The sequence below is a fragment of the Novosphingobium sp. FKTRR1 genome, from assembly GCF_020404405.1.
In the GTDB taxonomy this organism is placed as follows: Bacteria; Pseudomonadota; Alphaproteobacteria; order Sphingomonadales; family Sphingomonadaceae; genus Novosphingobium.
This window is the reverse complement of the sequence record NZ_JAIZDA010000003.1, coordinates 84,126-110,341: the sequence shown is the minus strand read 5'-3', so window position 1 is coordinate 110,341 and position 26,216 is coordinate 84,126. Positions and strand designations below refer to the sequence as shown.

Annotated in this window: 29 protein-coding genes; 16 read left to right on the top strand and 13 right to left on the bottom strand. The window is 63.6% G+C overall.

What is annotated here, in order from left to right:
• Positions 1 to 34 precede the first annotated feature (34 nt).
• Positions 35 to 2,395, bottom strand: a complete 2,361-nt coding sequence (locus LDN95_RS04265) for an EAL domain-containing protein (protein ID WP_226016639.1) — start codon at positions 2,393 to 2,395, stop codon at positions 35 to 37.
• A gap of 209 nt (positions 2,396 to 2,604) precedes the next feature.
• Entirely contained in the window at positions 2,605 to 3,012 is a 408-nt protein-coding gene (locus tag LDN95_RS04260; RefSeq protein ID WP_226016402.1) for a nuclear transport factor 2 family protein, read from the bottom strand.
• Between the two features lie 114 nt (positions 3,013 to 3,126).
• Here LDN95_RS04260 and LDN95_RS04255 point away from each other — a divergent pair, with 114 nt between their 5' ends.
• The 7 genes from LDN95_RS04255 (at position 3,127) to LDN95_RS04225 (ending at position 8,145) form a co-directional block, all read left to right on the top strand.
• Positions 3,127 to 4,134, top strand: a complete 1,008-nt coding sequence (locus tag LDN95_RS04255) for an NADP-dependent oxidoreductase (protein ID WP_226016401.1) — start codon at positions 3,127 to 3,129, stop codon at positions 4,132 to 4,134.
• Positions 4,135 to 4,155: 21 nt separating this feature from the next.
• On the top strand, positions 4,156 to 4,899 hold the full coding sequence (locus LDN95_RS04250; protein WP_226016400.1) for a glucose 1-dehydrogenase: 744 nt from the start codon (positions 4,156 to 4,158) through the stop codon (positions 4,897 to 4,899).
• Positions 4,899 to 5,441 (top strand): VOC family protein, encoded by a 543-nt coding sequence (locus tag LDN95_RS04245; RefSeq protein WP_226016399.1) that lies wholly within the window; start codon positions 4,899 to 4,901, stop codon positions 5,439 to 5,441. Before LDN95_RS04250 ends, LDN95_RS04245 begins: the two co-directional genes overlap by 1 nt.
• A 13-nt stretch (positions 5,442 to 5,454) precedes the next feature.
• Entirely contained in the window at positions 5,455 to 5,808 is a 354-nt protein-coding gene (locus LDN95_RS04240; RefSeq protein ID WP_226016398.1) for a Rieske (2Fe-2S) protein, read from the top strand.
• A 79-nt stretch (positions 5,809 to 5,887) separates the two neighbouring features.
• Entirely contained in the window at positions 5,888 to 6,316 is a 429-nt protein-coding gene (locus tag LDN95_RS04235) for a nuclear transport factor 2 family protein (protein ID WP_226016397.1), read from the top strand.
• Positions 6,317 to 6,323: 7 nt separating this feature from the next.
• Entirely contained in the window at positions 6,324 to 7,337 is a 1,014-nt protein-coding gene (locus LDN95_RS04230) for an NADP-dependent oxidoreductase (RefSeq protein WP_226016396.1), read from the top strand.
• Between the two features lies 1 nt (position 7,338).
• The gene (locus LDN95_RS04225) at positions 7,339 to 8,145 is read left to right on the top strand and encodes a ThuA domain-containing protein (protein ID WP_226016395.1); all 807 of its coding nucleotides are present in this window, start codon (positions 7,339 to 7,341) and stop codon (positions 8,143 to 8,145) included.
• Positions 8,146 to 8,203: 58 nt separating this feature from the next.
• On the opposite strand, the gene LDN95_RS04220 is transcribed toward LDN95_RS04225, so the two are convergent.
• Complete coding sequence (locus LDN95_RS04220; protein ID WP_226016394.1) at positions 8,204 to 8,968, bottom strand: SDR family NAD(P)-dependent oxidoreductase; 765 nt, start codon at positions 8,966 to 8,968, stop codon at positions 8,204 to 8,206.
• A gap of 83 nt (positions 8,969 to 9,051) precedes the next feature.
• Positions 9,052 to 11,382: a TonB-dependent receptor gene (locus LDN95_RS04215; protein WP_226016393.1), complete on the bottom strand. Its 2,331-nt coding sequence runs from the start codon at positions 11,380 to 11,382 to the stop codon at positions 9,052 to 9,054.
• Between the two features lie 156 nt (positions 11,383 to 11,538).
• On the opposite strand from LDN95_RS04215, the gene LDN95_RS04210 reads away from it, so the two are divergent.
• Positions 11,539 to 12,561 carry an NADP-dependent oxidoreductase gene (locus tag LDN95_RS04210; RefSeq protein WP_226016392.1) on the top strand — a complete coding sequence of 341 codons (1,023 nt, stop codon included), beginning with the start codon at positions 11,539 to 11,541 and terminating at the stop codon, positions 12,559 to 12,561.
• Positions 12,551 to 13,279 carry an SDR family NAD(P)-dependent oxidoreductase gene (locus LDN95_RS04205; protein WP_226016391.1) on the top strand — a complete coding sequence of 243 codons (729 nt, stop codon included), beginning with the start codon at positions 12,551 to 12,553 and terminating at the stop codon, positions 13,277 to 13,279. Before LDN95_RS04210 ends, LDN95_RS04205 begins: the two co-directional genes overlap by 11 nt.
• Positions 13,280 to 13,318: 39 nt before the next feature.
• Here LDN95_RS04205 and LDN95_RS04200 read toward each other — a convergent pair whose 3' ends face one another.
• Together LDN95_RS04200 and LDN95_RS04195 are read right to left on the bottom strand one after the other, a co-directional pair.
• The gene (locus LDN95_RS04200) at positions 13,319 to 13,846 is read right to left on the bottom strand and encodes a VOC family protein (protein WP_226016390.1); all 528 of its coding nucleotides are present in this window, start codon (positions 13,844 to 13,846) and stop codon (positions 13,319 to 13,321) included.
• 33 nt (positions 13,847 to 13,879) lie between these two features.
• The gene (locus tag LDN95_RS04195; RefSeq protein ID WP_226016389.1) at positions 13,880 to 14,641 is read right to left on the bottom strand and encodes an SDR family NAD(P)-dependent oxidoreductase; all 762 of its coding nucleotides are present in this window, start codon (positions 14,639 to 14,641) and stop codon (positions 13,880 to 13,882) included.
• Positions 14,642 to 14,793: 152 nt separating this feature from the next.
• On the opposite strand from LDN95_RS04195, the gene LDN95_RS04190 reads away from it, so the two are divergent.
• The 3 genes from LDN95_RS04190 (at position 14,794) to LDN95_RS04180 (ending at position 18,378) form a co-directional block, all read left to right on the top strand.
• The gene (locus LDN95_RS04190) at positions 14,794 to 15,597 is read left to right on the top strand and encodes an SDR family oxidoreductase (protein ID WP_226016388.1); all 804 of its coding nucleotides are present in this window, start codon (positions 14,794 to 14,796) and stop codon (positions 15,595 to 15,597) included.
• Positions 15,598 to 15,695: 98 nt separating this feature from the next.
• Complete coding sequence (ggt, locus tag LDN95_RS04185; protein ID WP_226016387.1) at positions 15,696 to 17,468, top strand: gamma-glutamyltransferase; 1,773 nt, start codon at positions 15,696 to 15,698, stop codon at positions 17,466 to 17,468.
• 4 nt (positions 17,469 to 17,472) lie between these two features.
• Positions 17,473 to 18,378, top strand: coding sequence for a homocysteine S-methyltransferase family protein (locus LDN95_RS04180; RefSeq protein ID WP_226016386.1), 906 nt, complete (start codon positions 17,473 to 17,475; stop codon positions 18,376 to 18,378).
• Between the two features lie 10 nt (positions 18,379 to 18,388).
• Here the strand turns inward: LDN95_RS04180 and LDN95_RS04175 are convergent, their stop codons facing one another.
• From LDN95_RS04175 to LDN95_RS04165, 3 genes are all read right to left on the bottom strand, one after another.
• Complete coding sequence (locus LDN95_RS04175; protein ID WP_226016385.1) at positions 18,389 to 19,048, bottom strand: hypothetical protein; 660 nt, start codon at positions 19,046 to 19,048, stop codon at positions 18,389 to 18,391.
• A gap of 155 nt (positions 19,049 to 19,203) precedes the next feature.
• Positions 19,204 to 19,428, bottom strand: a complete 225-nt coding sequence (locus LDN95_RS04170) for a hypothetical protein (RefSeq protein WP_226016384.1) — start codon at positions 19,426 to 19,428, stop codon at positions 19,204 to 19,206.
• 199 nt (positions 19,429 to 19,627) lie between these two features.
• Positions 19,628 to 21,262, bottom strand: coding sequence for an AMP-binding protein (locus LDN95_RS04165; RefSeq protein ID WP_226016383.1), 1,635 nt, complete (start codon positions 21,260 to 21,262; stop codon positions 19,628 to 19,630).
• 172 nt (positions 21,263 to 21,434) lie between these two features.
• Between LDN95_RS04165 and LDN95_RS04160 the strand changes: the two genes are divergently transcribed.
• The 4 genes from LDN95_RS04160 (at position 21,435) to LDN95_RS04145 (ending at position 23,717) form a co-directional block, all read left to right on the top strand.
• Complete coding sequence (locus tag LDN95_RS04160) at positions 21,435 to 22,613, top strand: aromatic ring-hydroxylating dioxygenase subunit alpha (RefSeq protein ID WP_226016382.1); 1,179 nt, start codon at positions 21,435 to 21,437, stop codon at positions 22,611 to 22,613.
• A 17-nt stretch (positions 22,614 to 22,630) separates the two neighbouring features.
• Positions 22,631 to 23,029: an EthD domain-containing protein gene (locus LDN95_RS04155; protein WP_226016381.1), complete on the top strand. Its 399-nt coding sequence runs from the start codon at positions 22,631 to 22,633 to the stop codon at positions 23,027 to 23,029.
• 201 nt (positions 23,030 to 23,230) lie between these two features.
• Positions 23,231 to 23,500, top strand: coding sequence for a translation initiation factor IF-1 (gene infA / locus LDN95_RS04150; protein WP_226016380.1), 270 nt, complete (start codon positions 23,231 to 23,233; stop codon positions 23,498 to 23,500).
• A 49-nt stretch (positions 23,501 to 23,549) separates the two neighbouring features.
• Positions 23,550 to 23,717, top strand: coding sequence for a hypothetical protein (locus LDN95_RS04145; protein WP_226016379.1), 168 nt, complete (start codon positions 23,550 to 23,552; stop codon positions 23,715 to 23,717).
• A 109-nt stretch (positions 23,718 to 23,826) separates the two neighbouring features.
• Here the strand turns inward: LDN95_RS04145 and LDN95_RS04140 are convergent, their stop codons facing one another.
• The 4 genes from LDN95_RS04140 to LDN95_RS04125 all read right to left on the bottom strand — a co-directional run bounded on the left by LDN95_RS04140 (position 23,827) and on the right by LDN95_RS04125 (position 26,096).
• On the bottom strand, positions 23,827 to 24,087 hold the full coding sequence (locus LDN95_RS04140; protein WP_226016378.1) for a hypothetical protein: 261 nt from the start codon (positions 24,085 to 24,087) through the stop codon (positions 23,827 to 23,829).
• 76 nt (positions 24,088 to 24,163) lie between these two features.
• Entirely contained in the window at positions 24,164 to 24,370 is a 207-nt protein-coding gene (locus LDN95_RS04135; RefSeq protein ID WP_226016377.1) for a cold-shock protein, read from the bottom strand.
• 299 nt (positions 24,371 to 24,669) lie between these two features.
• Positions 24,670 to 25,350, bottom strand: coding sequence for an SDR family NAD(P)-dependent oxidoreductase (locus tag LDN95_RS04130; RefSeq protein WP_226016376.1), 681 nt, complete (start codon positions 25,348 to 25,350; stop codon positions 24,670 to 24,672).
• Between the two features lie 71 nt (positions 25,351 to 25,421).
• On the bottom strand, positions 25,422 to 26,096 hold the full coding sequence (locus LDN95_RS04125) for a TetR/AcrR family transcriptional regulator (RefSeq protein WP_226016375.1): 675 nt from the start codon (positions 26,094 to 26,096) through the stop codon (positions 25,422 to 25,424).
• Between the last annotated feature and the right edge of the window lie 120 nt (positions 26,097 to 26,216).

Sequence of the window (26,216 nt, the reverse complement as noted above, 5' to 3'; positions counted from 1 at the left end):
CGCGCGGTCACGACGTAAGCGTCGCGAACCGCGTTCAGGCTACCCGGCCCCGCGGTGCGTCGGTCATCTGCATCACCCGGCGCGCTTCGGTCGCCAGCATCGGACGGCCGAACAGATAGCCCTGCACCTTGCGGCAGCCCAAACGCCGCACTGCCGCGAATTCCTCGACCGTCTCAACCCCTTCGGCAGTGGTTGCCATTTCCAGGCTCTCGGCCATGGCGACGACGGCGCGCACGATCGCAAGGCTTTCAGCGGTGCCGCGCGCGGCGCCCTGCACGAAGCTGCGGTCGATCTTGATCGTCGAAAAGCGCATCGTGCGCAGATAGCCGAGCGATGAATAGCCGGTACCGAAATCATCGAGCGCCACCGCACAGCCCAGCGCCATGATCTGGTTGAGCGTGTGCTGGGCGGTCGTGCCATCACGCACGAACACGCTTTCGGTAACTTCGATCTCCAGCCGGTGCGGTGCCAGACCGCTTTGCGCCAGCGCATGGACCACCGTCTCGGCAAAGTGGCTGTCGAGCAACTGCTCACCCGAAACGTTGATTGCAAGCTTGACATGCGGGGGCCAGTTGGCCGCTTCCTGACAAGCGTTGCGCAGTACCCATTCGCCGATCGGGACGATCAGCCGGGTTTCTTCGGCCACCGGGATGAACTTGACCGGGCTGACGGTACCATGGTCGGCACTGTCCCAGCGCAGCAAAGCCTCAAATCCCAGTACCACTTCGCTGGCGGCATCGACCACGGGCTGGAACACAAGGCTCATTTCGCCGCGCTCGATCGCGTGGCGCAACGAGAATTCCAGCCGCCGACGCTCTTCAGCATGGGCATGGAGCGCGGGTTCATAGGTGCAATGCGCCGAACCACCTTCGTCTTTGGCACGGTAAAGCGCCAGATCGGCATTGCGCATCAAGGTTTCCACGGTCGAACCATCGCGCGGTCCGATCGCCGAACCGACGCTGGCGCCGACATAAAGCTCGTGGTTGTCGACCTGGTAGGGTTGTGACAGCGAAGCGATGACGGCTTGCGCCACCTGTTCCACCCGATCAGCGTCGGCGCCATCGCGGATCACGATGGCAAACTCGTCACCCCCCAGCCGGCCGCACAGTTCGTTGCGCGTCATCAGTGTCTTGAGCCGCTCCGACACACGCGCCAGCAGGCGATCGCCGACCTGATGGCCCAACGTGTCGTTGACCGCCTTGAACCGGTCCAGATCAATCATCAGGAACGCGCAATGATTGCGGCGCTGTTCGATGCCGCGCATCGATTCGCCCAGCGTGTGCGTCAACAGCGCGCGGTTGGGCAAACCGGTAAGGGTGTCATAGTGCGCCAGAAACGCGATTTTTTCAGAGCTTTCGCGCTGTTCTGTAACGTCTGAGCCGACCCCGCGAAACCCGGTGAAAGCCCCGCTGTCATCAAGAATCGGCGATGCGGCAAGTTCCCACCAGCGGACTTGTCCGCGCAAGTTGACCCGCACCAGCAAGCCCGAAAAGCTTTCACGGCGCTTCATGCGTTCGGCAAGATCGTGCAGCGAGGAATGGAAATGCCCGCTTTCCCAACTGTCTCCGGCGATCAACTGGATCAGCGGCTTGCCCTCGATATCGTTGACATCCTCGCCCAGAGCATAGGCAAAGCGCGGGCTTGCGGTGCGCACCCGGCGACCGGCATCGACCTGCCATAGCCAGTCGGCATCGCCTTCCTGATGTTCGCGCAGCAACAGCGAGACGACTTCGCTCTTTTCGGCAAGGCCGGCCTCAGCCACTTTGCCCGCCAGAATGACGCGCGCCGACTGCAGGATGCCGACGCACACGACCACCGCGAAAGCACCGGCGATCACGGCGGCCATTCCCATCCCGTTGATGGCGAACCCGATCATCCCGGCAGCCCCCAGAATGGCGCTGAAAAGTACGGTGCCAAGCGGCACGATCGCATAGACGGCTGCGGTTCCGACCAGCACGATGGCCACGATGCTCCAGACCTGCAACTGGACCTGAGGCCCGCCCTGCGGGGCAAAGCCGCACAAGGCCACCGCCCAAAGCAAGGCCATCAACCCCGCTGGGATAGCCTGGTGCACCATTTCGAAGCGATCCAGAACCCGCCGGTCGGCATCGCTCAGGCTGCGGTCATGGCGCGCACCATAGATTAGCACGCTGACCATCGTCAGCGCCCATACTGCAAATTGCAGCGGGTCCACCACGCCAATCAGGCTCATGCCGACCAACGCCATGCAAGCCAGATTGCCGATCATGCGAACGCCGATACGCCGCGCAACGCTGCCGTATTGCAGTCCCCGCAGATAGCCCCAGTCGCCGCTGTCGGGCTCGATCAGGCCAAGCACGGCCAAAGCGGGAAAATGCCGCGGCAAACTGGTGCCAGGTGAACGGTTCAATTGCACGATCCAAAGCGTAAGGGCCAAACCTTGCGCAAAGGTAATCAATGCAACCAGATTGGCGGGGTCTTGGCAGAAAAAACGCCTTCAATCCCGATATTTACCATTTCAGCAGCAGAAAGCGCGCCAGAGCAAACGCTTGCGCTCGACGCGGCGTTCGCTTTCACTGGCCAGTATTGGACAAGTGTCTTGGCGCGGAATTCAGCGCGCGATGATCAGGCAGTGGCCGCCTGCTTGGCGGCGCAAGCAGCCACAACCGTGGCCGGATCGAAATAGTACGGCCTGATCTCGCTGATCAACCCGTCGCGAAAGTGGAACAGTTCGAGCAGGTGCGCAGGCGCAAGCGCCGGGTCGGCGAAGCGGAAGGACAGGATCGTGATCGCATGATCCTTGCCCGCCGTGGTTTCCACCCGGTCAAGCCCGGCTACGTCCATCATCCCCATCACCTTGATGAACAGGTCGCGCAGCGCGCTCTTGCCGCGATATATCCCGGCCATGGGCAGGGGATCAGCCTCGGTGATGAAAAAATCATCGGTGAGCATCGCGGCCGCCCGATCCCAGTCGCCAACGCCGGTCGCGCCATAGAGGTCGTCAACGGCGCGGATCATCTCATCAGGGGTCATGCGGCGATTCCTCTCTCGTTCGGTTTGCGCCACTCTCTCCCACCGCACAGCCAAGGCCTACCTAGCGAAATGGAGAGCGACCGGCGTACGGCAATGCGGTTAGTACTGCGCGTCATGGGAGACATAAGCCAGATCGTGCTCACCCGCCGCCCGCAAGGCGTGCCGGTGCCTGATGACTTCGCCTTGGTGCATGGCGCCATGCCGCAGATCGGACCGGGAGAAATCCTGGTGCGGATGCGCGTGGGATCGTGCGATCCGGCGATCCGGGGCTTTCTTGACGACCGGCCAAGCTACCTTCCGCCAGTCGCCATCGGCGCGCCGATCAACGGCATGTCGCTGGGCGAAGTGGTCGAATCGAACGATCCGGCCTGGCCGGTGGGCACGCTGCTGCGCGCCTTTGCCACGTGGTCGGAATACTATGTGATTCGCGGCGACGCGCTGGGGCTTGAACGGGTCGATGCCGCCCCCGGCGTGCCGTTGCAGCACTACATGGGTGCACTGGGGCCGGTCGGCCTGACCGCGTGGGTCGGGCTTGTCACGATCGGACAGGCCAAGTCGGGTGAGACGGTGGTGGTCAGCGCTGCGGCCGGGGCGACCGGCAGCACCGTGGTGCAACTGGCCAAGGCGCGCGGCTGCCGCGTGATCGGACTGGCGGGCGGCCCGCAAAAAGCGCAAGTCGTACGCGATCTGGGCGCCGATGTTGCCATCGACTATCGCGCGCGGCCGGAACTTGCCGCCGCCGTTCGCGCCGCTGCGCCAGATGGTATCGACGTCTATTTCGACAATGTCGGCGGTGAGACGCTCGATGCATTGCTGCCGTTGATGCGGTTGCACGGACGCATTCCGGTGTGCGGCATGGTCAGCCAGTACAACGATGCCGACAACCCGCCGGGCCTCAAGAACCTGTGGCAGGTGGTGGTCAACCGGCTGACGATGCGCGGCTTCATCACTTACGACCACATGGACGTGCTGGAGCAGGCGCAGACCGAGCTTGACGCGCTGTTCGCCAGCGGCGCGCTGCGCCCGCTCGAAAACGTGCGCTCGGGCTTTGCCACGCTGCCCGAAGCCTTCATCGACCTGATGAGCGGGCGCACCACCGGCAAGACGCTGGTGATGATCTGAACGAACGCAAAGGGCAGAGCAATGGGCCGACTGACTGGAAAGACCGCGCTGATCACCGGCGGCGCATCGGGACTTGGCGCGGCCATCGCCGAGGTCTTTGCCGCCGAAGGGGCTGAGGTGATCATCGCCGACCTTGATGCCACCCAAGGCGCGGCCATGGCGGCATCGCTGGGCGGCGCGGCGCGGTTCGTCCCGCTTGACGTGTCGCAACCCGCAAGCTGGCAGGCGGCGCTTGGCGGCATCGAGCAGCTTGATGTGTTGGTCAACAATGCCGGAATCACCACGCTGGGCTCGATCGAGGAGGTCACCCCCGAACAGTTCCGTCATGAGTTCGACGTCGACGTGATGGGGGTGTTCCTTGGCACGCAGGCGGCGATCCCGCTGATGAAGGCGCATGGCGGATCGATCATCAACATGTCCTCGCTGTCGGGCGTGCGCGCGTCGGCCAATCTGGTGGCCTACAACGCGGCCAAGGCGGCGGTCACGCTGATGACGAAATCCTGCGCGCTGCACTTTGCCGAACGCGGCTATGCCATCCGCTGCAACTCGATCCATCCGGGCGCGATCCACACCCCGATCATCGACAAAGTGCTTGCCCAGTCCGACGATCCTGCCGCGCTGTATCAAAGCTTTGTCGATGTACACCCGGTCAAGCGGCTGGGCCGTCCCGAAGAGATCGCCGCAATCGCGCTCTATCTCGCCAGCGACGATTCGGCCTTTGCCACCGGGGCCGAGTTCCGCATCGATGGCGGCGCATCGATCTGATGTCCGCGACTGCCCGTCCGATCCGTCAGGTCGCCTATTTCTGTGCCGACGTGCGCGAAGCCGCCCGCGCGCACCATGCGGCGTTCGGGTCGGGGCCCTATTTCGTTGCCGACAACATTCCGCTCGCCCGCGCCGTTCATCGCGGCACCGAACGCGTGCTTGACCACACGTCGGCCTATGGCCAGTGGGGCGACGTGATGATCGAGTTCGTGGCACAGAACAATCCCGGCCCCTCCCCCTTTCACGACCTCTATCCCGAAGGCTCTGGCCGCTTTGGCCTGCATCATGTCGCGGTGTTCGTCGACGATGTCGACACGGCGCTGGCCGAATTTGCCGCGATGGGCGCACCTTGCGCACTGCGGGCGCAGATGAATGACGGCTTCGTCTTTGCCTTTGCCGATACCAGCGCTACGCTGGGCCACATGACCGAGCTTTACGCGCCGGTTGCGGTGCTGACCGATTTCTATGCGATGGTGGCAGACGCCGCGCGCAACGGCTTTGCCAAAGGGCAAGACCTGATCACCACCATCGCGATGACCTGAAGGAACAGACCCGTTGAGCGATAGCTGGCACGCCCTGATCCCCGAAGCAGAGTTCCCGAGTGACGGCAAGCTGGCCACCAAAGTGGCTGGCTGGCACGTGCTTGTGGCCAAGACCGACGACGGCCTGTTCGCGGTAAACGATCGCTGCACCCATCAGGCCGCGTTGCTTTCGGCCGGGCGCATCCGGCGCGGTGCGGTGATGTGCCCGCTGCACGGTGCGCGCTTCGAGATGGCGGGCGGCAAGTGCATCGGCGGCGCCTACCGCGATCTGCGCAGCTTCGGCTTGCGGGTGAGTGACGGGACGATTGAGGTCTGCGTCCCTGACAATCCGCCCGGCATGGATGAAACGCCGGTCATCACCGGATAGGGGCCTCATCAATCCCACAGGTTCGCAGCCGGGCTTGGCGGGTTAGGCTCTGTCGCAAATCAAACGGGAGAGTTGCGCCATGTCCTTCACCGGCCCCGCCGAAGACCGGCTTGCCATACGCGAATTGCTGGAAACCTATGCCGATGCGGTGACCCGCCTCGACGCCGATGCCTGGATCGCGACCTGGGCAGAAGATGCCGAATGGTCGCTGCCCGATTACCCGGAGCTTGGCACAACCCATGGCCGTCCAGCGATCCGCGCGATGTGGGTCGAGGCGATGAAGGGCTATCCCGGCATCATGTTCGAGGCATGGCCCGGCGCGATCGAGGTAACCGGCGATACCGCCGTGGTGCGCAGCTATACCGCCGAAGTCTATGACCAGAACGGCCAGACCCACCGCGACCGGGGCCAGTACGACGATACTCTGGTGAAGATCGACGGCCGCTGGCTGTTCCGCTCGCGCAGTTTCCGCAACATCCACCGCCAGATCCAGCCCAAGGGTGCCTGATCGCGCGATGTCCGTCGCTAACCGCTTCTGGCAACTCGACGCACGGCCACAGGGATCCGACTTCGCTAGCGCGCTTTCGCTGCGCGAGGAGGCCGTGCAGCCACTTGAACAAGGGCAAGTCCGCATCGCCACGCGCTGGCTCAGCATGGACGCTGGTACGCGGATGTGGATGAGCCCGCGCACCGACGGCTACCAGCCGCCGCTGCCGCTGGGCGCACGCATGAACGGTCTGGTACTGGGCACCGTCTGCGAAAGCCGTGATCCGGCGTTTACCGACGGCACGCTGGTGCGCGGCTTCGGACAGTGGGCCGACTTCAGCGTGGTCACGCCCGCGCTGGCCGGACTCGAAGCAGTCGATCCGGCGCTGGCCGACTTGCGCGAACATTTCGGCGCGCTGGGCATGAACGCGTGGACCGCGCTGGTCGGCGTGCAGGAAGTGGCGCGCGTCCAGCCGGGCGAATGGATCGCGGTTTCAGCCGCGGCCGGCGCGACCGGAAGCCTTGCCTGTCAGGTGGCGCGCAATCTGGGCGCAAAGGTCGTCGGCATTGCCGGGGGTGCGGCGAAGTGTCGCTACCTGACCGATGACCTCGGCGTCGATATCGCCATCGACTACAAGGCCGATGACGTGGCGGCGCGGCTGGCGGGTGAAGTGCCGGGCGGGTTGAACGCCTATTTCGACAATGTCGGCGGCCCGCTGCTCGATGCGGTGCTGCCCAACATGGCGCATTACGGACGCGTCGCGGTATGCGGCATGGTTGCCGCCTATGACAGCGACACCCCCCTGCCCGGCCCGGCGCGCTTCGATCAGGTACTGATGCGGCGCTTGCGCATCGAGGGCTTCTTCATCCCGGACTTCCTCCATCGCGGAGCCGAGTTCCTGCCGACGCTGCGCCGTTGGCTGGACGAGGGCCGCCTGCAATTGCGCTTTGACGAAACCGCTGGGCTTGAAAACGTGCTGACCGCCTATGCCCGGATGTTGAGCGGCGGCGCGATCGGCAAAGTCATCGTGAAGGTGTCCTGACATGCCGATCATTCGCCACCGCGCAGCCCTGCAAGTGCTGGTCGCCGTGCGCGGCCACCCGTTCGACCGGACCGCGTTCGACGCAGTGTTCCAGCAGATGGACGGGATCGCCGCAACCATGGTCGACCAGCCCGCCGCTGCACGGTTGATGAACCCCGACGGGATGCGCGGCTTCGATGCGCTGGTGCTGTACGACATGCCCGGGCTCGATTTCGAAGCACCCGAAGGCGCGCCCCACTATCGCGAGCCCGACCCGGCGTTGCGCGAAGGTTTCCGCGCCCTTTTGGAACAGGGGACCGGTGTGGTCGCGCTCCACCATGCGCTGGCCGGTTGGCCGACATGGCGCGAATATCACGACTGGCTGGGCGGGCAATTCCTCTACCACCCCGGCGAGGTGCGCGGGGCACCCGTGCTCGACAGCGGTTATGCCCACGACGTGACGCACGAGGTGTCCGTGTTGGCCGATCACCCGGTGACCGCCGGGTTGCCCGAACGCTTCACGCTGACCGACGAGTTGTATCTGGCGCAAGTGTTTGAGGCCGACGTTACCCCGCTTCTGCGCTCGTCCGCAGCGTTCACCCGCGACCACTTCTGGTCGGCCGATCTGGCGGTGCGGGGGCGGATGCACGACCGCGAAGGGTGGGACCATCCGGCCGGATCGAACCTGATCGGCTGGACCAAGCAGGCGCTGAACAGCCGTCTGGTCTATCTTCAACCGGGTGACGGGCCATCGACTTACGCCGATCCAAACTACCGGCGACTGGTAGAAAACGCGATCCGCTGGGTGACGAAGGTGCGGACGGCGTGAATGGGGGCACAGATGAGGGGCATGGATCGAGGGAAATCCATGCCCCTCCTGCCGTGGCTCAAACTGCCGTCATGCCGCCGTCGACCACGAATTCGGCGCCGGTTACGTACTTGGCTTCGTCCGAAGCGAGGAACAGGTTCACGTTGGCGATGTCGTCTGGCTCGCCCATGCAACCCATCGGTACCGCACCCAGCACCGCGTCATAGTTTGCCGCGTTATCTTCCTGCGCCACGCCCTGGATGTTGGTGAGGATCATGCCGGGATGTACCGAATTGACGCGGATACCCTCGCGCGCTGTCTCGATGGCCACCGTCTTGGAGAACAGCCGTACCCCGCCCTTGGCCGCCGCATAGGCGCTGCAGGCCGGAACGCCGACAAGGCCCGCCGTCGACGAAATGTTGATGATCGAACCCTTGGTGCCGGTCTTGCGCATCGAAACGACCGCACGCTTGGTGCCGAAGAACACGCTGTTCAGGTTGACGTTGTTCTGCAGCAGCCAATCGGCGGTCGTCATCTCGCCGATCGGGCGCAACACGGCGATCCCCGCATTGTTCACCAGAATGTCGAGATGGCCATCGGTGGCTTCGATTGCGGCGAACACCGCGTCCCAATCGGCCTCGCTGGTCACGTCATGGGCCAGCGCGACAGCCTGCCCGCCCGCATCGCGGATTGCTTGCGCCACAGCCTCGGCCCCGGCGGCGTCGCGGTCGGTCAGCCACACTTTCGCACCTTCCTGCGCAAAGCGGTGCGCGGTCGCGCTGCCAAGCCCCGGCACCGAAGCGCCGCCGGTCACCAGTGCGATCTTGCCTTCAAGCCGTGCCATTCATGCTCTCCACGATCAGGTAAAAAAAGGGGGACAGGGCAAACACCCTGCCCCCCGGTAGGGTCAATCATGCGATCGGACGATCAGAACTTCACGCCGATGGTCGCGCCATAAGTGCGCGGCTCCACCGCCATGCCGAACGACCACAGCCCGGCCACCGTGAAGGCGTGGGTAGTCGTACGGGTATCGGCCAGATTGCGGCCGAACACGCGGACATAGGCGTCGGTGTTGCTGAGCTTGAAGTTCACGGTCAGGCTGGCATCGACCAGGTTCTGCGTTACCGTGCGCACACGGGCATCGTTGCCGTTGACGATCACGCCGGTCACCGTGGTGCCCGACAGGATCGGCGTCAGCGAAGCCTGTGAAAGCTGTTCGTCGTAGGGGCTGATATGGCGCCAGCTCACGCTGGAGATCACCTTGCCGAAGCTGGTCGGCACGGTGTATTCCGCGCTCATCGAACCGGTGAACTTGGGCGCGTAGATCAGGTTGTTGGCCGAATAGTTGAAGGGCACGATCGCGGTGCCATAGACGCCGTTGGCCACGAAGTTGCGGAAATGCGATTCCATGTATGCAGCCGACGCGGTGATCTTGAAATCAGGCGTAACGCGCAGCGTGCCATCGACTTCCACACCCTTGATCAGCGCACCACCAGCGACGTTGCCGGTGACCGTCTGGTTGCCGGTCGGACCGCCCGGAACCGTCAGGTTCTGCTGCATGTTCTTGTAGTCGGACACGTAGCCGGCGATGTTGACTTCCAGCTTGCGGTCAAACGCAGCAAGCTTGGCGCCGAGTTCCCAAGAATCCACGGTTTCGGGGCGGAAAGGCGTGCTGGCGGTGTCGGCGGTTGCCGCGCGCGGGCTGAACCCGCCCGAGCGATAGCCGCGCGACCAGCTGGCATAGATCATCGTGTCGCTGTTGGGACGATAGTCGATGCCGACCTTCGGCGTGAACTTGCTGAAGCTGGCATCGCCCGAACCGACCGGCACGAACTGGCTGAGCGTGACGTTGTTCGGATCGATCAGCTTGCCACCGGCAAAGCCGTTGTTCAGCTTCTTGTTGTCGTGGCTCCAGCGGCCGCCGAACGACAGACGCCACTTGTCGGCAAAGGCCCAGTTGAAGTCGCCGAACAGCGCGTAGCTCTTGGTCTTGCCCTCAACGTGCTGGGCGTTCTTGTCGAACACGGTCGGCACCACGGTGGGCGCGAAACCGAACACGCGCGACCACTGGGTCAGGTCGTAGTTGGAGGAGAAGAAGTAGCCGCCAACCACGTAGTCAAAGCCGTCAAAGACCTTACCGGCAGCGCGCAGTTCCTGGCTCCACTGCGTGTAGTGCTGGCGACGGTCGACATAGTACAAATCGGTCGACGAACCGTCGAAGTCCTGCGTTTGCTCTTCGCGGCTGTGGCGCCAGCCGGTGATCGACGACAGCTTCACGCCGCCCAGATCGTAGTTCATCTGCAGCGTGGCGTCAGGCGCGTGGTAATGGCTGTCCGCAGCCTGGCCGAACGTGGTGTACAGGTCGGTGGTGGTGTTGCGGTTGCATTCCTTGGCGGGCTCGAAGGCGCAGAACACTTCGCCGGTCTTGGCGATGTTGCTCACCACCGGGGCGAACGACTGCACCACCTGCTCGACCGAGAGCTGGGCGTCGAAACCCGAACCTGCGGGCTTGAACAGCAAGCTGCCGCCGAAGCTGTCGCCCTTGCTCCAGCCGTCCGACGTATTGCGCGTTTCGTTGTGGTAGAAGCCGTCGGTCTGGTTGTGGAAGTACCACAGCTTGACGCCCCAGGTGCTGCCGTCGCCATAGTTGGCGATGCCCTTGGCCGACCAGGTGTTCCAGCGGCCATAGCTGACTTCGCCCTTGAAGCCGGGCTGCATGGTCGGCTTGGAACGGGTGATGTTGATGACGCCGCCGATGGTATTGGCGCCGAACAGCGTGCCCTGCGGACCGCGCAGCACTTCGATCTGCGCCACGTCGAACGCATCCTGCAACTGGCCGGTGTTGGTGCCGATGGTCACGCCATCAACGACCACGCCAACGGTCGGCGTCTGCGACTTTTCGATGTCGGCATAAGTCAGGCCGCGGATCGAGATGTTGGCCGCCTGCGCGCCAGAGTTCTGCTGGGTGATCAGCAAGCCCGGCGCTGCACCCTGCAGATCGCCGATGTTCACCGAAGCCTTGTTTTCCAGCATCGCCGTGTTGATCGCGGTGATCGCGACCGGGGTGGTCTGCAAGGTTTCCGAACGGCGACGCGCGGTAACGATGATCGCGCCGGTATCGCCCTCGCTTGAACCGGCGGTGGCATCGACGGCCTGCGCCTGCGGTTCGTCAGCGGCAAAAGCTTGCGAAGAAAGAGCAAGGCATGAACTTGTGGCAAGCGCCGTAAATACGGCGGCCCGCGCAAATGCGGTACGCATCAGGAATCCTCCCATTGAAATGGCCGCGCACGTTTGGGGGCTGACCAACGAGTAGTATCCTGACAGGATGCGCTCGTTTGGCGTACTGCAACTTGTTACAGGTGCCCTCTGACATGTCGGATGCAAGGCATGCAGTACCAAATGGGAGAGACGACAATGGCCACCAACCGCCGATTCCTGCTTGCCCGCCGTCCGCACGGAACCCCCGTGCCCGACGACTTCCAGCTTGTCGAACAAGCCGTACCAAGCGCGCCGCCGGGCGGTTTTGTCGTGCGCAACGCTTATGCCTCGCTCGATCCGGCGCAGCGTGGATGGATGGACGATGCCCCCAGCTACATGCCGCCGATCCCGCTGGGCGATCCGGTGCGGGCGACCACGATCGGTCAGGTATCGGCCACCGATTCCCCCGATTTCGCGGTGGGCGACTGGGTCATGGGGCTGAACGGGCTTGAGGACTACTCGGTAAACCAGGCCGGTGGCTTCACAATGAAGATCGACGTCTCGATCGTCGATTCGCCGTCCAAGTACCTCTCCGCGCTCGGCGCAGTCGGCCTTACCGCCTATTTCGGGCTGATCGATATCGCCAAGCCGCAACCGGGCGAAACGCTGCTGGTTTCGGGCGCGGCCGGTGCGGTCGGCTCGGCAGTCGGCCAGATTGGCAAGATTCTGGGCGCGCGGGTGATCGGCATCGCCGGAGGCGCCGCCAAGTGCCAGCGTCTGATCGATGATTACGGCTTCGACGTCGCCATCGACTACAAGGGCAAGTCGGTCGACGAACTCGCTGCCGAGATCGCCGCGGCGGCGCCTGCCGGTGTCGATGTGATCTTCGAGAACGTCGGCGGCGACGTGATGGACGCCGCGCTGCTCAATCTGGCGATGCGTGCGCGTGTGGTGCTGTGCGGGCTGATCAGCGAGTACAATGCGCCTGAAAAGATCGGCATTCGCAACTTGTGGCGCGTGCTCACCACCCGGTCGACGATCCATGGTTACCTGATCATGGACTATGTCGAACGCTTTGCCGAAGGTGGCGCGGTGATGGCCGGGTGGATGGCCGAAGGGCGCCTGCGCATCGACGAGGACGTGCAGGAGGGCCTCGAGAACGCCTACGACGTGTTCATGCGGCTGTTCAGCGGCGCCAATACCGGCAAGCTCGTGCTGAAGATCGCCGATGGTCTCTGAGCGTCTGGGCGGTCGCCTTGACGGGCGCAGGGCCATCGTCACCGGTGCCGCATCGGGGATCGGTGCGGCGGTGGTGGCCCGCTTGAAGGCAGACGGCGCGCAGGTCGTCACCGCCGACGTGCACGGCGACGTCGATTACGTCGCCGACCTGACCGGCGAGACTGCCAATGCGGAGCTCGTCGCCTTGGCTCTCGACCGGATGGGCGGATTGGACACGCTGGTGCCTTGCGCCGGGATCAGCGCGTTTCAGCCGCTCGAAGGGCATGAGGATGCCTATTTCCGGCGGGTGCTAGAAGTGAACCTGATCGCCGTGTTCCGCCTTGTCCGCGATGCCGCGCCGCTGCTCAAGGCCCACGGCGCGGGGCGCATTGTCACCATCGGTTCGACCACATCGAGCTTCGGCGATGAAGGGCTGTGCGCCTATGCCGCGTCAAAGCACGCGGTGCTGGGGTTCACCAAATCGGTTGCCGCCGAACTGGGGCCGTTCGGCGTGACGGCCAATTGCGTGCAGCCTGGCGCGATCGACACGCCGATGACCGCGCCCGCCTTTACCCAGATGCCCGAATACCGCACGTTCTGGGAAGGCAAGGCGCCCTTGCGCCGCCTTGGCCAGCCGCAGGACATCGCCGACGTCGTCGCGTTCCTGTGCAGCGACGACGCGCGGTTCATGTCGGGTCACGGCGTATGGGTCGATGGCGGGGCGATGGTAAGGCATTGATCGGGCGGGGGACCGCTCATCGACTGCATGTGGGAAGGGTCAGGACGCCGCAATTATGCCCGTGTCAGCGCGCCAGACCGGGCGGATTTGCGGGTCGTCATAGATTTCCATGATTTCGAAGACATTGCCGAACCAGTCACGGCAATAGGTGGCGGCATAACCGGTCTTGCTGCCATCGGGCAGAACGGTGATGCCGCCCATCGCGGGTGGGGTATGGACCCGTATTCCCGCCGCCACCAACCGTTCATGGCAAGCCAGCACGTCCTCCACCTGCAAGGCGATGTGGGTGTAGCCGTAGATGTTCACACCCCGATCTGGGTCTTGAGGATCGGATCGGGGCGCAAGGTATTCGAACACTTCGATATAGGCGTTGCCGAACCGGCACATGAACTGGCGCGCGGCGCTGCCGGGCAAGCCGACCACTGCGTCGATGAACGAGTTGTCCTGCCATTCCAGCGGCGGCCCGACCTCTGTGCCGCCAAGCAGGTCGAGATAAAACCGCCGCGCCAACGCGAGATCGGGCACGGAGACTCCGATATGGTGGATACCCCGTGCCCCGATTGTCATGGCATGATACTCATGGTCCGACCGCCTTGTCGTTCAGAACTGCACGCGCTTGGTATAGCCGCCATCGACCACAAGGTTGGTGCCGGTGGTGTAGGATGACGCCGGGCTGGCAAGGAATACGACCGCCTTGGCGACTTCTTCGGCATCGCCGAACCGGCCAAGCGCGAAGCCGGCTTCGACCGCCTTGTACAAGTCGGGCGCAGCGGTTTCGATAACATCCCAGTTGCCGCCGGTGAACTTGATCGGCCCCGGAGACACGGCATTGACGCGAATACCCTTGGGACCGAGGGCCTGGCTGAGCTGGCCTGAATAGACGATCAGCGCGCCCTTCAGCGCGTTGTAACCTTGCGGCACGATGAAGGTCTCCAGACCCGCCGTCGATGCAAGGATCACGACCGAAGCTGCGTCCGACTTTTCGAGATAGGGTTCAAGCACTTCGACCCCGATGACCGAACCCATGATATCGTGGTCCAGACCCTTCTGCCAGTCGCCGGTGGCTCCCGAACCCGACGTGGAGATCATCGGGATAAAGATATCGACGCCGCCCAGCTTTTCAGCGGCATCGGTCAGCCAGGCGCGATAGGCGTCGGGCCCCTGATCCAGATCGAACGCCGACCCGAACACCCGAACACCGGCCTTTTCCAGCACGGCGGCAGTTTGCGCCACTTGTTCGGCATTGCGCGAGCAGAACGCAACGTCGGCTCCTTCTGCAGCCAGCAATTCCACCGTCGCGCGACCGATCCCGCGGCTACCGCCGGTCAGGATGACCTTCTTGCCCTTGAGTCCAAGATCCATGTTTCAACCTCCTCGATCCCGACCGGTGATCGCACCGACCCTTTGTTGCGACCTTGCCCTGCCCCGGCTTGCGCGGGCACTACCCTTTTGAACAGGAAAAGCCGCAGCCGACGCATGATAGCTGTTCGTCGCAATAGCGGGAGAGCAGAACAATGACCGGACGTCTGGCAGGCAAAACGGCCCTGATCATGGGCGCAAGCAGCCCCGGCAACATGGGTCAGGTGATCGCCCGGCGTTTTCAGGCCGAGGGCGCCACGGTGCTGGTTTCAGGTCGCAAGGCCGATGTGCTGGAAGCCTTTGCCGCCGAAACCGGCAGTCTTTGGGCAGCCTGCGACCTCACCGACGAAGCGAGCGTGGCCGCACTGGCCGATACTGCCGCCACAGCACTCGGCGGGATCGACATCGCCATCAATGCCACCGGCTGGGGACTGCTGCAGCCGTTCCTCGACACCAGCCGCGCCGATCTGGAAGCGATGGTCGCGTTGCAGTTCATCGGCCCCTACCAGTTCTTTCAGGCGATGATCCGCAAGATGGCGCGGTCGGCAGGCGGGCGCGGCGGGTCGATCATCACGATCAGTTCGGCCACCGCCACGATCATGCTCAACGACCACGCGGCCTATATGGGCACCAAAGCGGGAACCGACCACGTCATCCGCTGCATCGCACACGAATTCGGCGTTGAGGGCATCCGCGCCAACTCGATCTCGCCCGGCCTGACCGACACCCCGATGAACGAGGAAGCCAAGAAAGTGCCCGGCCTGTTTGAAAGCTTCCGCGCTTCCTATCCGCTTGGCCGATGGGGCACGTCCGATGACATCGCCGCCGCCGCCGTGTTCCTTGCAAGTGACGAATGCTTCATGACCGGCGAAAACCTGCAGGTGAACGGCGGGCTGACGTTGCGCCGCAACCCCACACGAGAGGAAATGGCCGCCGCCATCGGCGCCGCCAGCGGTTGATCGCGTGGGCGCGAGGTCTTGCACTCGCGCACCGCCCATTCCATACCGCAGGTCAAGGTCCGTGCCGCGCCGGACCGACCAAGCCCATGGGATTTGCGATGAAGCTCAAGAACCTGCTGCGTGCCTCGATGTCGTGCTTTGTCGCAGGCGCAATCACCCTTGCGGCCGTACCCACCCCGGTCGTTGCAGCGTCCCGCGTGCCCGTAGCGGCCGACCATGGCATGGTGGTGACCGCGCACCGCCTCGCCAGCGAAGTCGGAGTCGAGGTGCTCAAGAAGGGCGGCAACGCCATCGATGCGGCGGTCGCGGTCGGCTATGCCTTGGCGGTTACTTTTCCCGAGGCCGGAAACCTTGGCGGCGGCGGCTTCATGACGGTGCGGCTGGCCGACGGCTCGGTTCACTTCCTCGACTTCCGCGAAACCGCGCCGGGCCTGTCGCGCGCCAACATGTATCTGGGGCCCGATGGCAAGCCGGTGCCCGAACTGTCGACGCGGGGCTATCTCTCGGCCGGGATTCCGGGCACCGTGGCAGGCCTAGAACAGGCCCGCGCCACCTGGGGCACCCGCCCGCGCGCCGAACTGCTGGCTCCCGCCATAGCGCTGGCAAGCCACGGCTTCGTGCTCGACCGAGGCGATGCGGCGATGCTCGCCACCGGGGCCGAGGACTTTGCCAAAGACCCCGCTAGCGCTGCGATCTTCCTTGACCATGGCAAGCCGTGGGCGCCGGGCGCGCGACTGGTTCAAGCCGATCTTGGCCGTTCGTTGACCGCGATCGCCCAAGGCGGAACCGAAGCGTTCTATACCGGCGCGATTGCGCGCACGATGGTGCAGGCCAGCCGTCAGCACGGCGGCATCTTCAGCGCGGCCGACTTCGCGCGCTACAAAGTGCGCGATCTCAAGCCGGTGGAGTGCGATTATCGCGGCTATCATGTCATTTCGGCACCGCCTCCCAGCTCGGGCGGGGTGGTCATCTGCGAGACGCTGAACGTGCTGTCGGGCTATCCGATGGACAAGCTCGGGTTCCATTCGGCGCAAGCCAGCCACTACCTGATCGAGGCGCTGCGCCGCGCCTACCATGATCGCAACGTGGCGCTGGGCGACCCCGATTTCGTCAAGGCCGATATCACCAAGCTGATCTCCGCCGACTATGCCGCAACCTTGCGTGCCGGGATTGACCCGGACAAGGCCACTCCATCGGCAAGCCTTGGCGGTGTCGGCGGTGGACACGAAGGCCAGAACACCACCCATTATTCCATCGTCGATGCGGCGGGCAACGCGGTGTCGGTGACCTACACGCTCAACGACTGGTTCGGCGCGCGGGTGACGGTGCCGGGCACCGGCATCCTGCTGAACGATGAAATGGATGATTTCACCGCCAAGCCGGGCGAAAAGAACATGTACGGGCTGGTCGAGGGCCCCAATAACGCCATCGCTCCGGGCAAGCGGCCGCTGTCGTCGATGACCCCGACAATCGTGACGTATCAGGGCAAGCTGGCCGCGGTGCTGGGAACGCCGGGCGGCAGCCGCATCCCGACTGGCGTGCTGCAAGTGCTCATCAACCTGATCGATTACCGCATGAACCTTCAAGAAGCGGTCGATGCGCCGCGCCTGCACCAGCAATGGCTGCCCGACGTGACCTATTACGAGCGCTTTGGCCTGTCGGCAGACACCATCGCCGCGCTGAAGGCCAAAGGTCAGAACCTGCAGGAACGCCGACACGGCAACCACATCGCCGCAATCCTGACCGGCGGGGCCAAGATCATCGGCACCCCGCCCGAGCAGGAGGACGACGAAGGGGTACCGATCCCGCCCGCGCCGCTGTTCGGCGCGATCGATCCGCGCTTGCCGATGGGCGCGGTGGACGGGTATTGAGACCATGACCGACACACTCATTCTGCTCGACGGCGGGACAGGTCGCGAACTCGCCCGCAGTGGCGCACCGTTCCGCCAGCCCGAATGGTCGGCACTCGCGCTGATCGAGGGGCCGCAGTTCGTCAGCGAGGTGCACCGCCGCTACGTGAACGCGGGCGCGGACGTGATCACCACCAACAGCTATGCCGTGGTGCCGTTCCATATCGGCGAGGATCGCTTTGCCGCGCAAGGGCGCGAACTGGCCGATCTGGCCGGGCGTCTGGCGCGCGAGGTGGCCGATGCGGCACCGCGCAAGGTCCGTGTGGCCGGCTCGCTGCCTCCGGTCGGCGGATCGTACCGTCCAGACCTGGTTGACCTTGCCCGCGCGCGCCCGGTGCTTGAAGTACTGGTGGCAGGGCTCGCGCCGTATGTCGATCATTGGCAGGCTGAAACCCTGTCGGCGCTGGCCGAGGCCGAACTTGTCGCCGATCTGGTGCGCGATAAGGGTAAGCCCCTATGGCTCAGTTTCACGCTGCACGATGAAGCGCCCTTGACCGAACCCGCGCTGCGCTCGGGCGAGAGCGTTGTCGCGGCGGCCCGGCTGGCAAGCGCACTGGGCGCCGAAGCGCTGTTGTTCAACTGCAGCCAGCCAGAAGCAATGCAGGTCGCCGTCCGTGCAGCAAGCGCAGAACTGGGCGAAGCGAGTCCGATCCGCATCGGCGTCTATGCCAACGCCTTTCCGCCGATGGCCGAAGATGCCGAAGCCAATTCCGGCCTCAGCCCTATCCGCGCCGACCTGACGCCCACAGGCTATGCTGCATTTGCCAGGGCATGGGCCGACGAAGGCGCCACGATCCTTGGCGGCTGCTGCGGGATCGGGCCGGAACACATTGCCGCTCTGGCCCTGTTGCGGGCCGTCGCCACCACCTGAGCCACGCCGCCTAGCCTTTGGCCTTGTAGGCGGGCAGGAGCATCGCGATGATCCGGTTCCAGCTCGGCGCTGACCTGAACACATAGGCGCGCATCTGGTCGCGCCATGGCGGGCGAACGACTTGTGCGGCTGCCTTGCGCTGTCGCGTCATGGCGTCGAGCGCGATGTCGATCCAGCGCGCCTGATCGATCTGGGGAATGCGCGTAAGGTCGAACACCGTTATCCGGTCGGTGTCCAGTCGTCGCGCCAGAATGAATGGACCACCCGCCAGCTTGTCTGGGGGATGACCACCAAGCCGGACGATGGTGCGCTGCGCCTGTGCGAAGAAGGCACGCGCAGCGGTGAAGTTGTAGCGCGCCACCAGCGTGCCGCAGTCCACCCGATCCCCCCGGCCCCACGACTGGACCGGCCAGATGAACGGGATGATCCGCGTGGGAATGCCGCTTACGGTCACGCGCAGCTTGATGGCACCGCTCAAAGGCCCGACGATGCGGACGTGATCGATGAACGCCGGACAAAAGTCGCGCGCCTGCTGCACCGTGGTGAAAATGGGCACACCGTATCCCGCCGTATCCTTGGGCCAGGTATCATCGGGCGATAGGACATAGCCCTGCACCACTTCCTCGACCATAGGCTCGGCCACGACTGGTGAAGGCGTGGGAATGGGCATTGGTGGAGGAGGCGGCGGCGGCGGAGGTGGCGGCGGAGGTGGAGGTGGAGGTGGAGGTGCCGCCGCTGGCATTAGCGCCTGTCCGCAACCCTCAAGCGTAAGCGAACCGGTGGTCAGCAACATGGCCGCAATCACCATAGACAGTGATCGGCGCATCATTCGCCGCCCTTTCCGGCTTGACTCTCGACCACTTGAGACCCGGCTGCCGGCTTCTGGCGAATGCGACGGATCAGTTCCCACACTCCCGCCCCGGCGAGGAAGGAGCCGACCGCAACCGGCGCAAACACATCATCGGGAACCGGTGACAACACCAACAGGACAATAACCGCAAAGCCAAGCCCGGCCAGAAGCGAGAGCGGCGAAAAGCTCTTGATGTCCATCCGACTTCCCCCCAGCCATCGCCGACCGACGAACGCTGTTCGCAAGGATGCCTGAGCGCCTGACAACAATCAAGCGACAACCCGTTTCAATGCAAGGTCTGTATCGAGCGCGCCAGAACTTTGGCTAAACAATGATCATGCTGGCAGACTTGGCAAAACGGTCGGAAGAGCGCAGTATTCGACCAGCTGCTGAAGCGTTTCAGGTAGCCTGCCGTACAATCTCTGCCACTTGAGCACGCAGCACGTCCTTGCGGACCTTGCCGCTCGCTGTACGGGGAAAATCATCGGTAAACTCAAAGCGCTCGGGGATCTTTTGCCGCGCCAGCCCGCTGGCTCCGACATGCGCGGCAAGCGCCGCGGCATCTGCCGGTTCCGACAGAATGACGAACGCGCAGACACCCTCGCCCAACCGGTCGTGCGGCATCGCCACCACTGCCGCCTCGCTCACCGCCGGATGGCCGTGCAACACGTCCTCGATCTCCTTGGCCGAGATGTTCTCGCCGCCCCGGATGATTAGATCCTTCTTGCGGCCGGTAATGGTCAACGCGCCCGCCGCGTCGAGCACGCCCAGATCGCCCGTGCGGAAAAAGCCATCATCGGTAAGCGCGGCATCGGTCTGCGCGGCGTCGGCATAGCCCAACATCATCGCCGGGCCGCGCGCCAGTATCTCGCCTTCTTGCCCCGAAGCTACCTCCCGATCATCGCCATCGACGATGCGCACCTGATAGTCGATCACTTCACCGTCGGTGGTGGCGGCAAGCAACGGGTCATCGGGCCAGCCAAACGTCACCAACGGCACCTCGGACGCACCGAACACCCGGAACGGCTGACAATTGGCGAAGGCCGCGCTCGCCGCCGGAATAAGATCCGCCGGAACCGCTGCGCCACCACAGGCGAAGAAACGCAAGCTGGGCAGTGTCTTGCCCGAAGCGCGTGCGGCAGCAGCCAGTTCGACCAAAAACGGCGTGGCCGCGACCGTTCCGACCAATTGGTGCTGCTCGATCAGGGCAAGCGCTTCGTCGGCATTCCAGCTTTCCATCAGCACGCTGCGCACGCCGCACACCAGCGGCGCTTCAAGCCCGTTGGCATAGCCCGACACGTGAGTCACCGGCGAGGGCATCAGCGTCGCCTCACCCGCGCGCAGCCGCCAATGCTCACCGCTGCGGGCAACAATGTGCTGCAACGTCACATGACTGTGCAGCACGCCCTTGGGCAACCCGGTGGTCCCTGAGGTGTAGAGCACCAGCTTGACCGCCAGCGGATCGACGGTCGGGGGAGAGAACGACAGAGCCTGTCCTTGCTCAACCAGTGCGGCAAAGTCGTCTTCCCCCTCGCCGCGCACAGTGAATACATGCTTGAGGTGTGGCAAACGCTGCTGCGCGCGGCGGGCCATGGCGGCGTAGTCGATCTTGCGGAACACCTGCGGCACAAAGATCGCCCGCGCGCGGCAATCCCCCAGCATCTGGGTGACTTCGGCATCACGATAGATCGGCACTATCGGATTGACGACCAGCCCGCCGATCGCAGCGGCCAGGTTGATCACCGCCGCCTCGCGCCAGTTGGGCACCTGAAACGCGATCACATCGCCCGCGACCAGCCCGCGCGCTGCGAGCGAGGCGGCAAGTGCCCGCGCCTGCACCAGTGCCTGCGCGAAAGTAAGCTGGCCGGTGCCGTCGATCCACGCGACGAAATCGGGATCGGTGGCCGCCCGCTGCTCGGCCAGCGCACCAATCGTCTGGAGAGCGCCTGCTGCCGCCCAGGCTTCAGCAAAGCCGCGCTGGTGCGCTGCGGGTTTTTCCACCCAGTCCCACGGTGCTGCAATCGCCTGTGTCATGGCGGCTTCCTTGCCCACACCGGGGACGTTGCGCCAATTGGTCAAAGAAGCAGGTACCTGCCAAACTTGCCAGCTACCGCGCCCCGCCGCGCGCGGGCATGATACGCGCCTGCACGAAGGATGGGGCGACTGCCCCCGCCCCAACAATCCGCCACGGAGAGGCACCGAACCCATGAACCGTATCGAGCGCATTGGCGAAGTCGCTGCAATCATGCGCGATTACGTCGCCAACAAGCAAACCTTCCTGACCGACAAGACGCTGAGCGTGCCGACCCGCAGCTATACCGACAGCGACCAGTGGAAGGCCGAGATCGAGCTGGTGTTCAAGCGAGTGCCGTTGATGCTGGCATTCACTGCCGAACTGCCCAATCCCGGCGATTACAAGGCGATGGAGGCGGTCGGCCTGCCGGTTCTGATCAATCGCGACAAATCGGGAAAGGTACGCGCGTTCCTGAACGTGTGTTCGCACCGCGGCGCTCCGGTCGCGAGCGAGGGCCACGGCAACTGCCCGCGCTTCACCTGCAAATACCATGGCTGGACTTACGGTCAGGACGGCAAGCTGATCGGCATTTCCGAGGCGAGCAAGTTCGGCGATGTCGACAAGCCGGGCATGGGCCTGCGCGAACTGCCTGCGCAAGAACGGGCGGGCATGATCTTCGTTGTCCTCACCCCCAATGCGCCGATCGACCTTGACGACTATTTCCGTGGCTTTCTTGAGGACTTCGAAGCGCTCGACTTCGGTTCGTGGACCTACCTTGGCAGTCGGGTGATCGAAGGTGCCAACTGGAAGATCGCTTACGACGGCTACCTTGAGGGCTATCACTTCGCTTCGTTGCACCCTGAAACGATTTTTCCGCGCACGCCATCAAACTGCATGCATTACGAAGGCTTCGGCCCGCACCAACGGATCGGCTTTCCACATCACCGCATTGCCGAAGCGCTCGACGATGTGCCCCGTGAGGACTGGGGCAATCAGGAGAATAACGGCTTCGATTTTGTGCGCATAATGTTTCCTAATGTCTCGGCTTTCATCGCGCCCGAAATCACCCAAGTTGCGCAGCTTTTCCCCGGACCCACGCCCGACAAGAACCGTACAGTATTGAATTATTTGCGGCGCGATCCGATTCGGGACGAGGAAGATCGTGCCAATGTGGAAACCGCGATCAATTTTTTCCGTGACGTGACTTACACAGAGGACTATCTGATCGGATTGGAAATCCAGCAGGGCCTGGAAAGCGGAGCCCATGATGATCTCGTGTTCGGTCGCAATGAGCGTGGCAATCAGTATTTTCACGAATGGTTGAACTGGTATCTTCAGGACGACAAGACGCTGCCCAAACCGGAGATGTAACTCCGGTGGGGTTCACCGTGGTCATTCTCCTGAAGCGTCGGGCCGGGTTGAGCCGGTCCGATTTCATGGCCTACTATGAAACGACCCACCGCCCTAACGTCGAGCGCGTGCTCACCGACTTTGCCGTTCGGTACGAGCGCTATTTCCTTGAGCCGATCGATGGCGCGACGATGGATCACGACTTTGATCTCATCGTCGAAGTCGATTTTCCCGATCAGGATTCCGCTGAAGGCTGCTTTTCGGCAATGGGTGATTCGGGCCTGCTTGATGAGATCATCGTCGGCGAAGAACAGCTTTATGATCGCAGCAAGATGCGCATCTATGTCGCCAAAAAGCGTGGTTCGAACATGCCGCTGGCAAGAACCCCGCCCGCCAGCCAGGTTCCGAGCCGTCCTCAGGCGAAGCTTGACAGCTGACGCGATTGTTCGCCGATCGCCTCGTGGCAATGAAGCGGTCATTGCAATTTGTGCAGGCATGACCTATGTAGCTTTTGCCTGACGTCGCCTGCGACGGAACTACTCAGCCATTCTCGCTGGACTTTCCTCCCCATGCTTCCTGGCCCTGCCGCGCGAATTCCCGCGCTGCGGGACATTTGCATTGCAGGAAGGCGCCCCGCGTTGGCCAAAGAAGAGTTGCTTGCCGTCGACGGCCAGATTGATGAAATCTACCCCGACGGGCGTTTTGGCGTCATGCTCGAAAACGGTCACCGGATTATCGCCTATACTGCTGGCAAGATGCGGCGTTTCCGCATCCGCAGCGTTGTGGGCGACCGCGTGCAGGTCGAAATGACCCCATATGATCTGACCAAGGGCCGCATCGTGTTTCGCGAACGCACCCCTGGCGCAGGTCCGGGCGCTCCTCGCAAGCGCGGCGGCTTCAGGCGCTGAACACTTGAAATGAGGCCGACACACCTTGTGTCGGCCATGAAGGATTTGAATGAATTTGCATGATGTTGGCGCAAAGACGCGCCATTTGTTTCGCTGGCCCGATGCCGGCACTTTGACGGTCTGCGCAACCCCGGTTGGGGCGCGGCCGATGACCCGGCGCCATGCCGGTCTTTCCACTCAGGAACTGCGGCACCTTGTGGCCGCCATGGTCGACTGACGATCCGTCCGTCGTCCTGACAAAACCGAACCCCGGAAATCGCGAGATTTCCGGGGTTCATGGTTTCTGCCAAGGAAGTTGTCAGCGGTTCGGGACGATCAGCCGCACATCAATCGATAACGGGCTCATCATCATCGCCGTCGTCGTCCGCATCGGCGTCGGCCTGCACAATCAGACCTGCCACTTCGAGTGCCTTGCGTTCCTCGATGGCCTCGCGCGCCTTGCGAATCGCGATGATCTGGTAGGCCAGCGCGCGCCATGCCGCTTCGGAGCGCAGTTCGCGGTCCTTGACGTTGCTCAGCGCCGATCCAGCAGCGGCTGTTGCGGCTTCATCGGCCCGCCGTTCACAGAATTCGAATGACAGGACCATGAGCGCGCCTTTCGCGGAGCGGGGATGAGGGTGGCGCCGGGGCAGAAGCGCTTACGCGTCTGCCCCGGCAACCGGTTCAGGCAGCAACCAGGTTGACAGCCGAAGCCTTGCCATTGCGGCCGGTTTCGATTTCATACGACAGGCGCTGGTCCTTGTTCAGGGTGTTCCAGCCGGCCGCTTGCACGGTCGAGATGTGGACAAAGCTGTCCTGGCCACCGTCATCGGGGTGAATGAAGCCATAACCCTTGTCGGTATTGAAAAACTTTACGGTTCCAACGGGCATGCGCGTTTCCTTTCAAGAAACAAGTGGAGCCGCACCGCGAAATTGCGGCACGGGTATGCGCTTCATGTCGTCAAGTGAAAGGAATTGGTCGTCGTCAGGCAACACTTTCCAGGCAGTGTCTGGACAGGCCAGATCGTGCCGGAAAAGAGAAGAATAATGCGCCGATACCCGTCTGAAATCCAACGTCAGCGATGATTGAATAGCACGGCGCGCGGCATCCGCCTAATGTATTCGCAGGCGCACACCAACCGCGGGGGCGTGAAGCCCCTCCACCCATGCCGGATCGAAGTCCGCACCGCTTACCAGGCGTGCGGCTTTCCGTTCCAGTTGAGGAACTCGCCCGAGGTCGCCAGCGTCCAGTCCGCCGCAACCTGACGGATGCCAGTGGCGCTTTCAACCGGCGTTATATCAGCGGCCGCGCCACCCATGTCGGTCTGCACCCAGCCGGGATGGACCAGCCCGATGATCAGCCCGCGATCCTTTACGTCGATGGCGACCGAGCGCATCAGGCGGTTGAGCGCCGCCTTGGCCGCCGCGTAAGCATAATGCCCGCCATACGGCCAGGTCGAGGCACCCAGCTGGCTTGAGATGTTGATCACCTTGGCGCCCGCGCCAAGTCTTGGCAGGAATGCTTGCAACACGCGCAAGGGGCCCTGCACCATCACGCCAAAGACATCGTTCCACGCGGCCCAGTCGGCACTCTCAAGCTCGGGAGCGGTCGGTCCGCTGACCCCGGCGACATTGTAGACGATGTCGACCGGCCCATCGCCCGTCGTGGCAACGCCGCTGCGCACAGAAGCGTCATCGCTGACGTCGGCAAGGTGGATCGTCAGCAGGCCGTTCGATGCGGTTGCCAGTTCGTCCAGCGCAGGACCGGCCTTGCGCGCCAACGCCAACACCCGATCGCCCGCAGCGACATGTTGCCGTGCCAGTTCCAGCCCGATACCGCGCGCTGCTCCGGTGATTGCCACGATTGCCATGTTCCGGCTCTCCTCTCGTCAGGTTTGTCCGACAGGCGGGCGCGCAGAACAAGGCGCCCGCCTGCAAGGTTTCAGGGAATTGCATAAAGCGATTGGGCAAAGTGCGCGATCAGGTCGGTCATCTGCGCAGTACGCTCTTCGCCAACCACCGGGCGTTGCAACAAGATGCCCATGTGCGCCGCGATCACGAAATCGTGCGCGCGCTTCATCGTTTCCCACCTTTCACGCCAGTAAGGAAACGATTCGATCATCTCCGAAATCCACACTTCATCGTATCGGCGCGCGGCGGGCGCGAACACGCCATCCAGCTCGGCATTGGTGCGCGCCGCCACGGCCAGTTCCAAATAGGCGGCATATTCGCGCCCCTGTACGCTGCGCCAGTGCGCGGCTGTGGCCAGGGCAACCAGTTCGCTTTCCTCGGCGCCTGCGAGACCTGCGAGATAATCGTCGAGGAACAGGCGCATGCGCTGATAGAACACATGCTCGATTACCGCCGCCACCAGATCGAACCGGGTGGGGAAGTGATGGTGCATCGCCCCGCGAGAAACGCCGGTCCGCTCGGCCACTTGCTGTGTCGTGAGCCCCGGATAGCCACCTTCTACGAGGCAGTCGATCGCCGCATCGACCAACCGTGCCCGCGTGCGTGCGCTTTTTTGCTGCTGCCAGCGCGCCGGTTGCGCGGCAAGGTCAGCCGGGCGCATCGCCGCTAGCATCCGCTTCTGCATGGTCGAGCCGGTCACTGACATTCCCCCACAATCGTCAAGACAGCACAAAATTGCCCCTGTTCAAAGGGCCAGTGGTCGAAAGGGTGATTGTTCCGTCCACCAGCGCACGATGGCGCGGAAGTCCCCCCTATCGAATAGGAC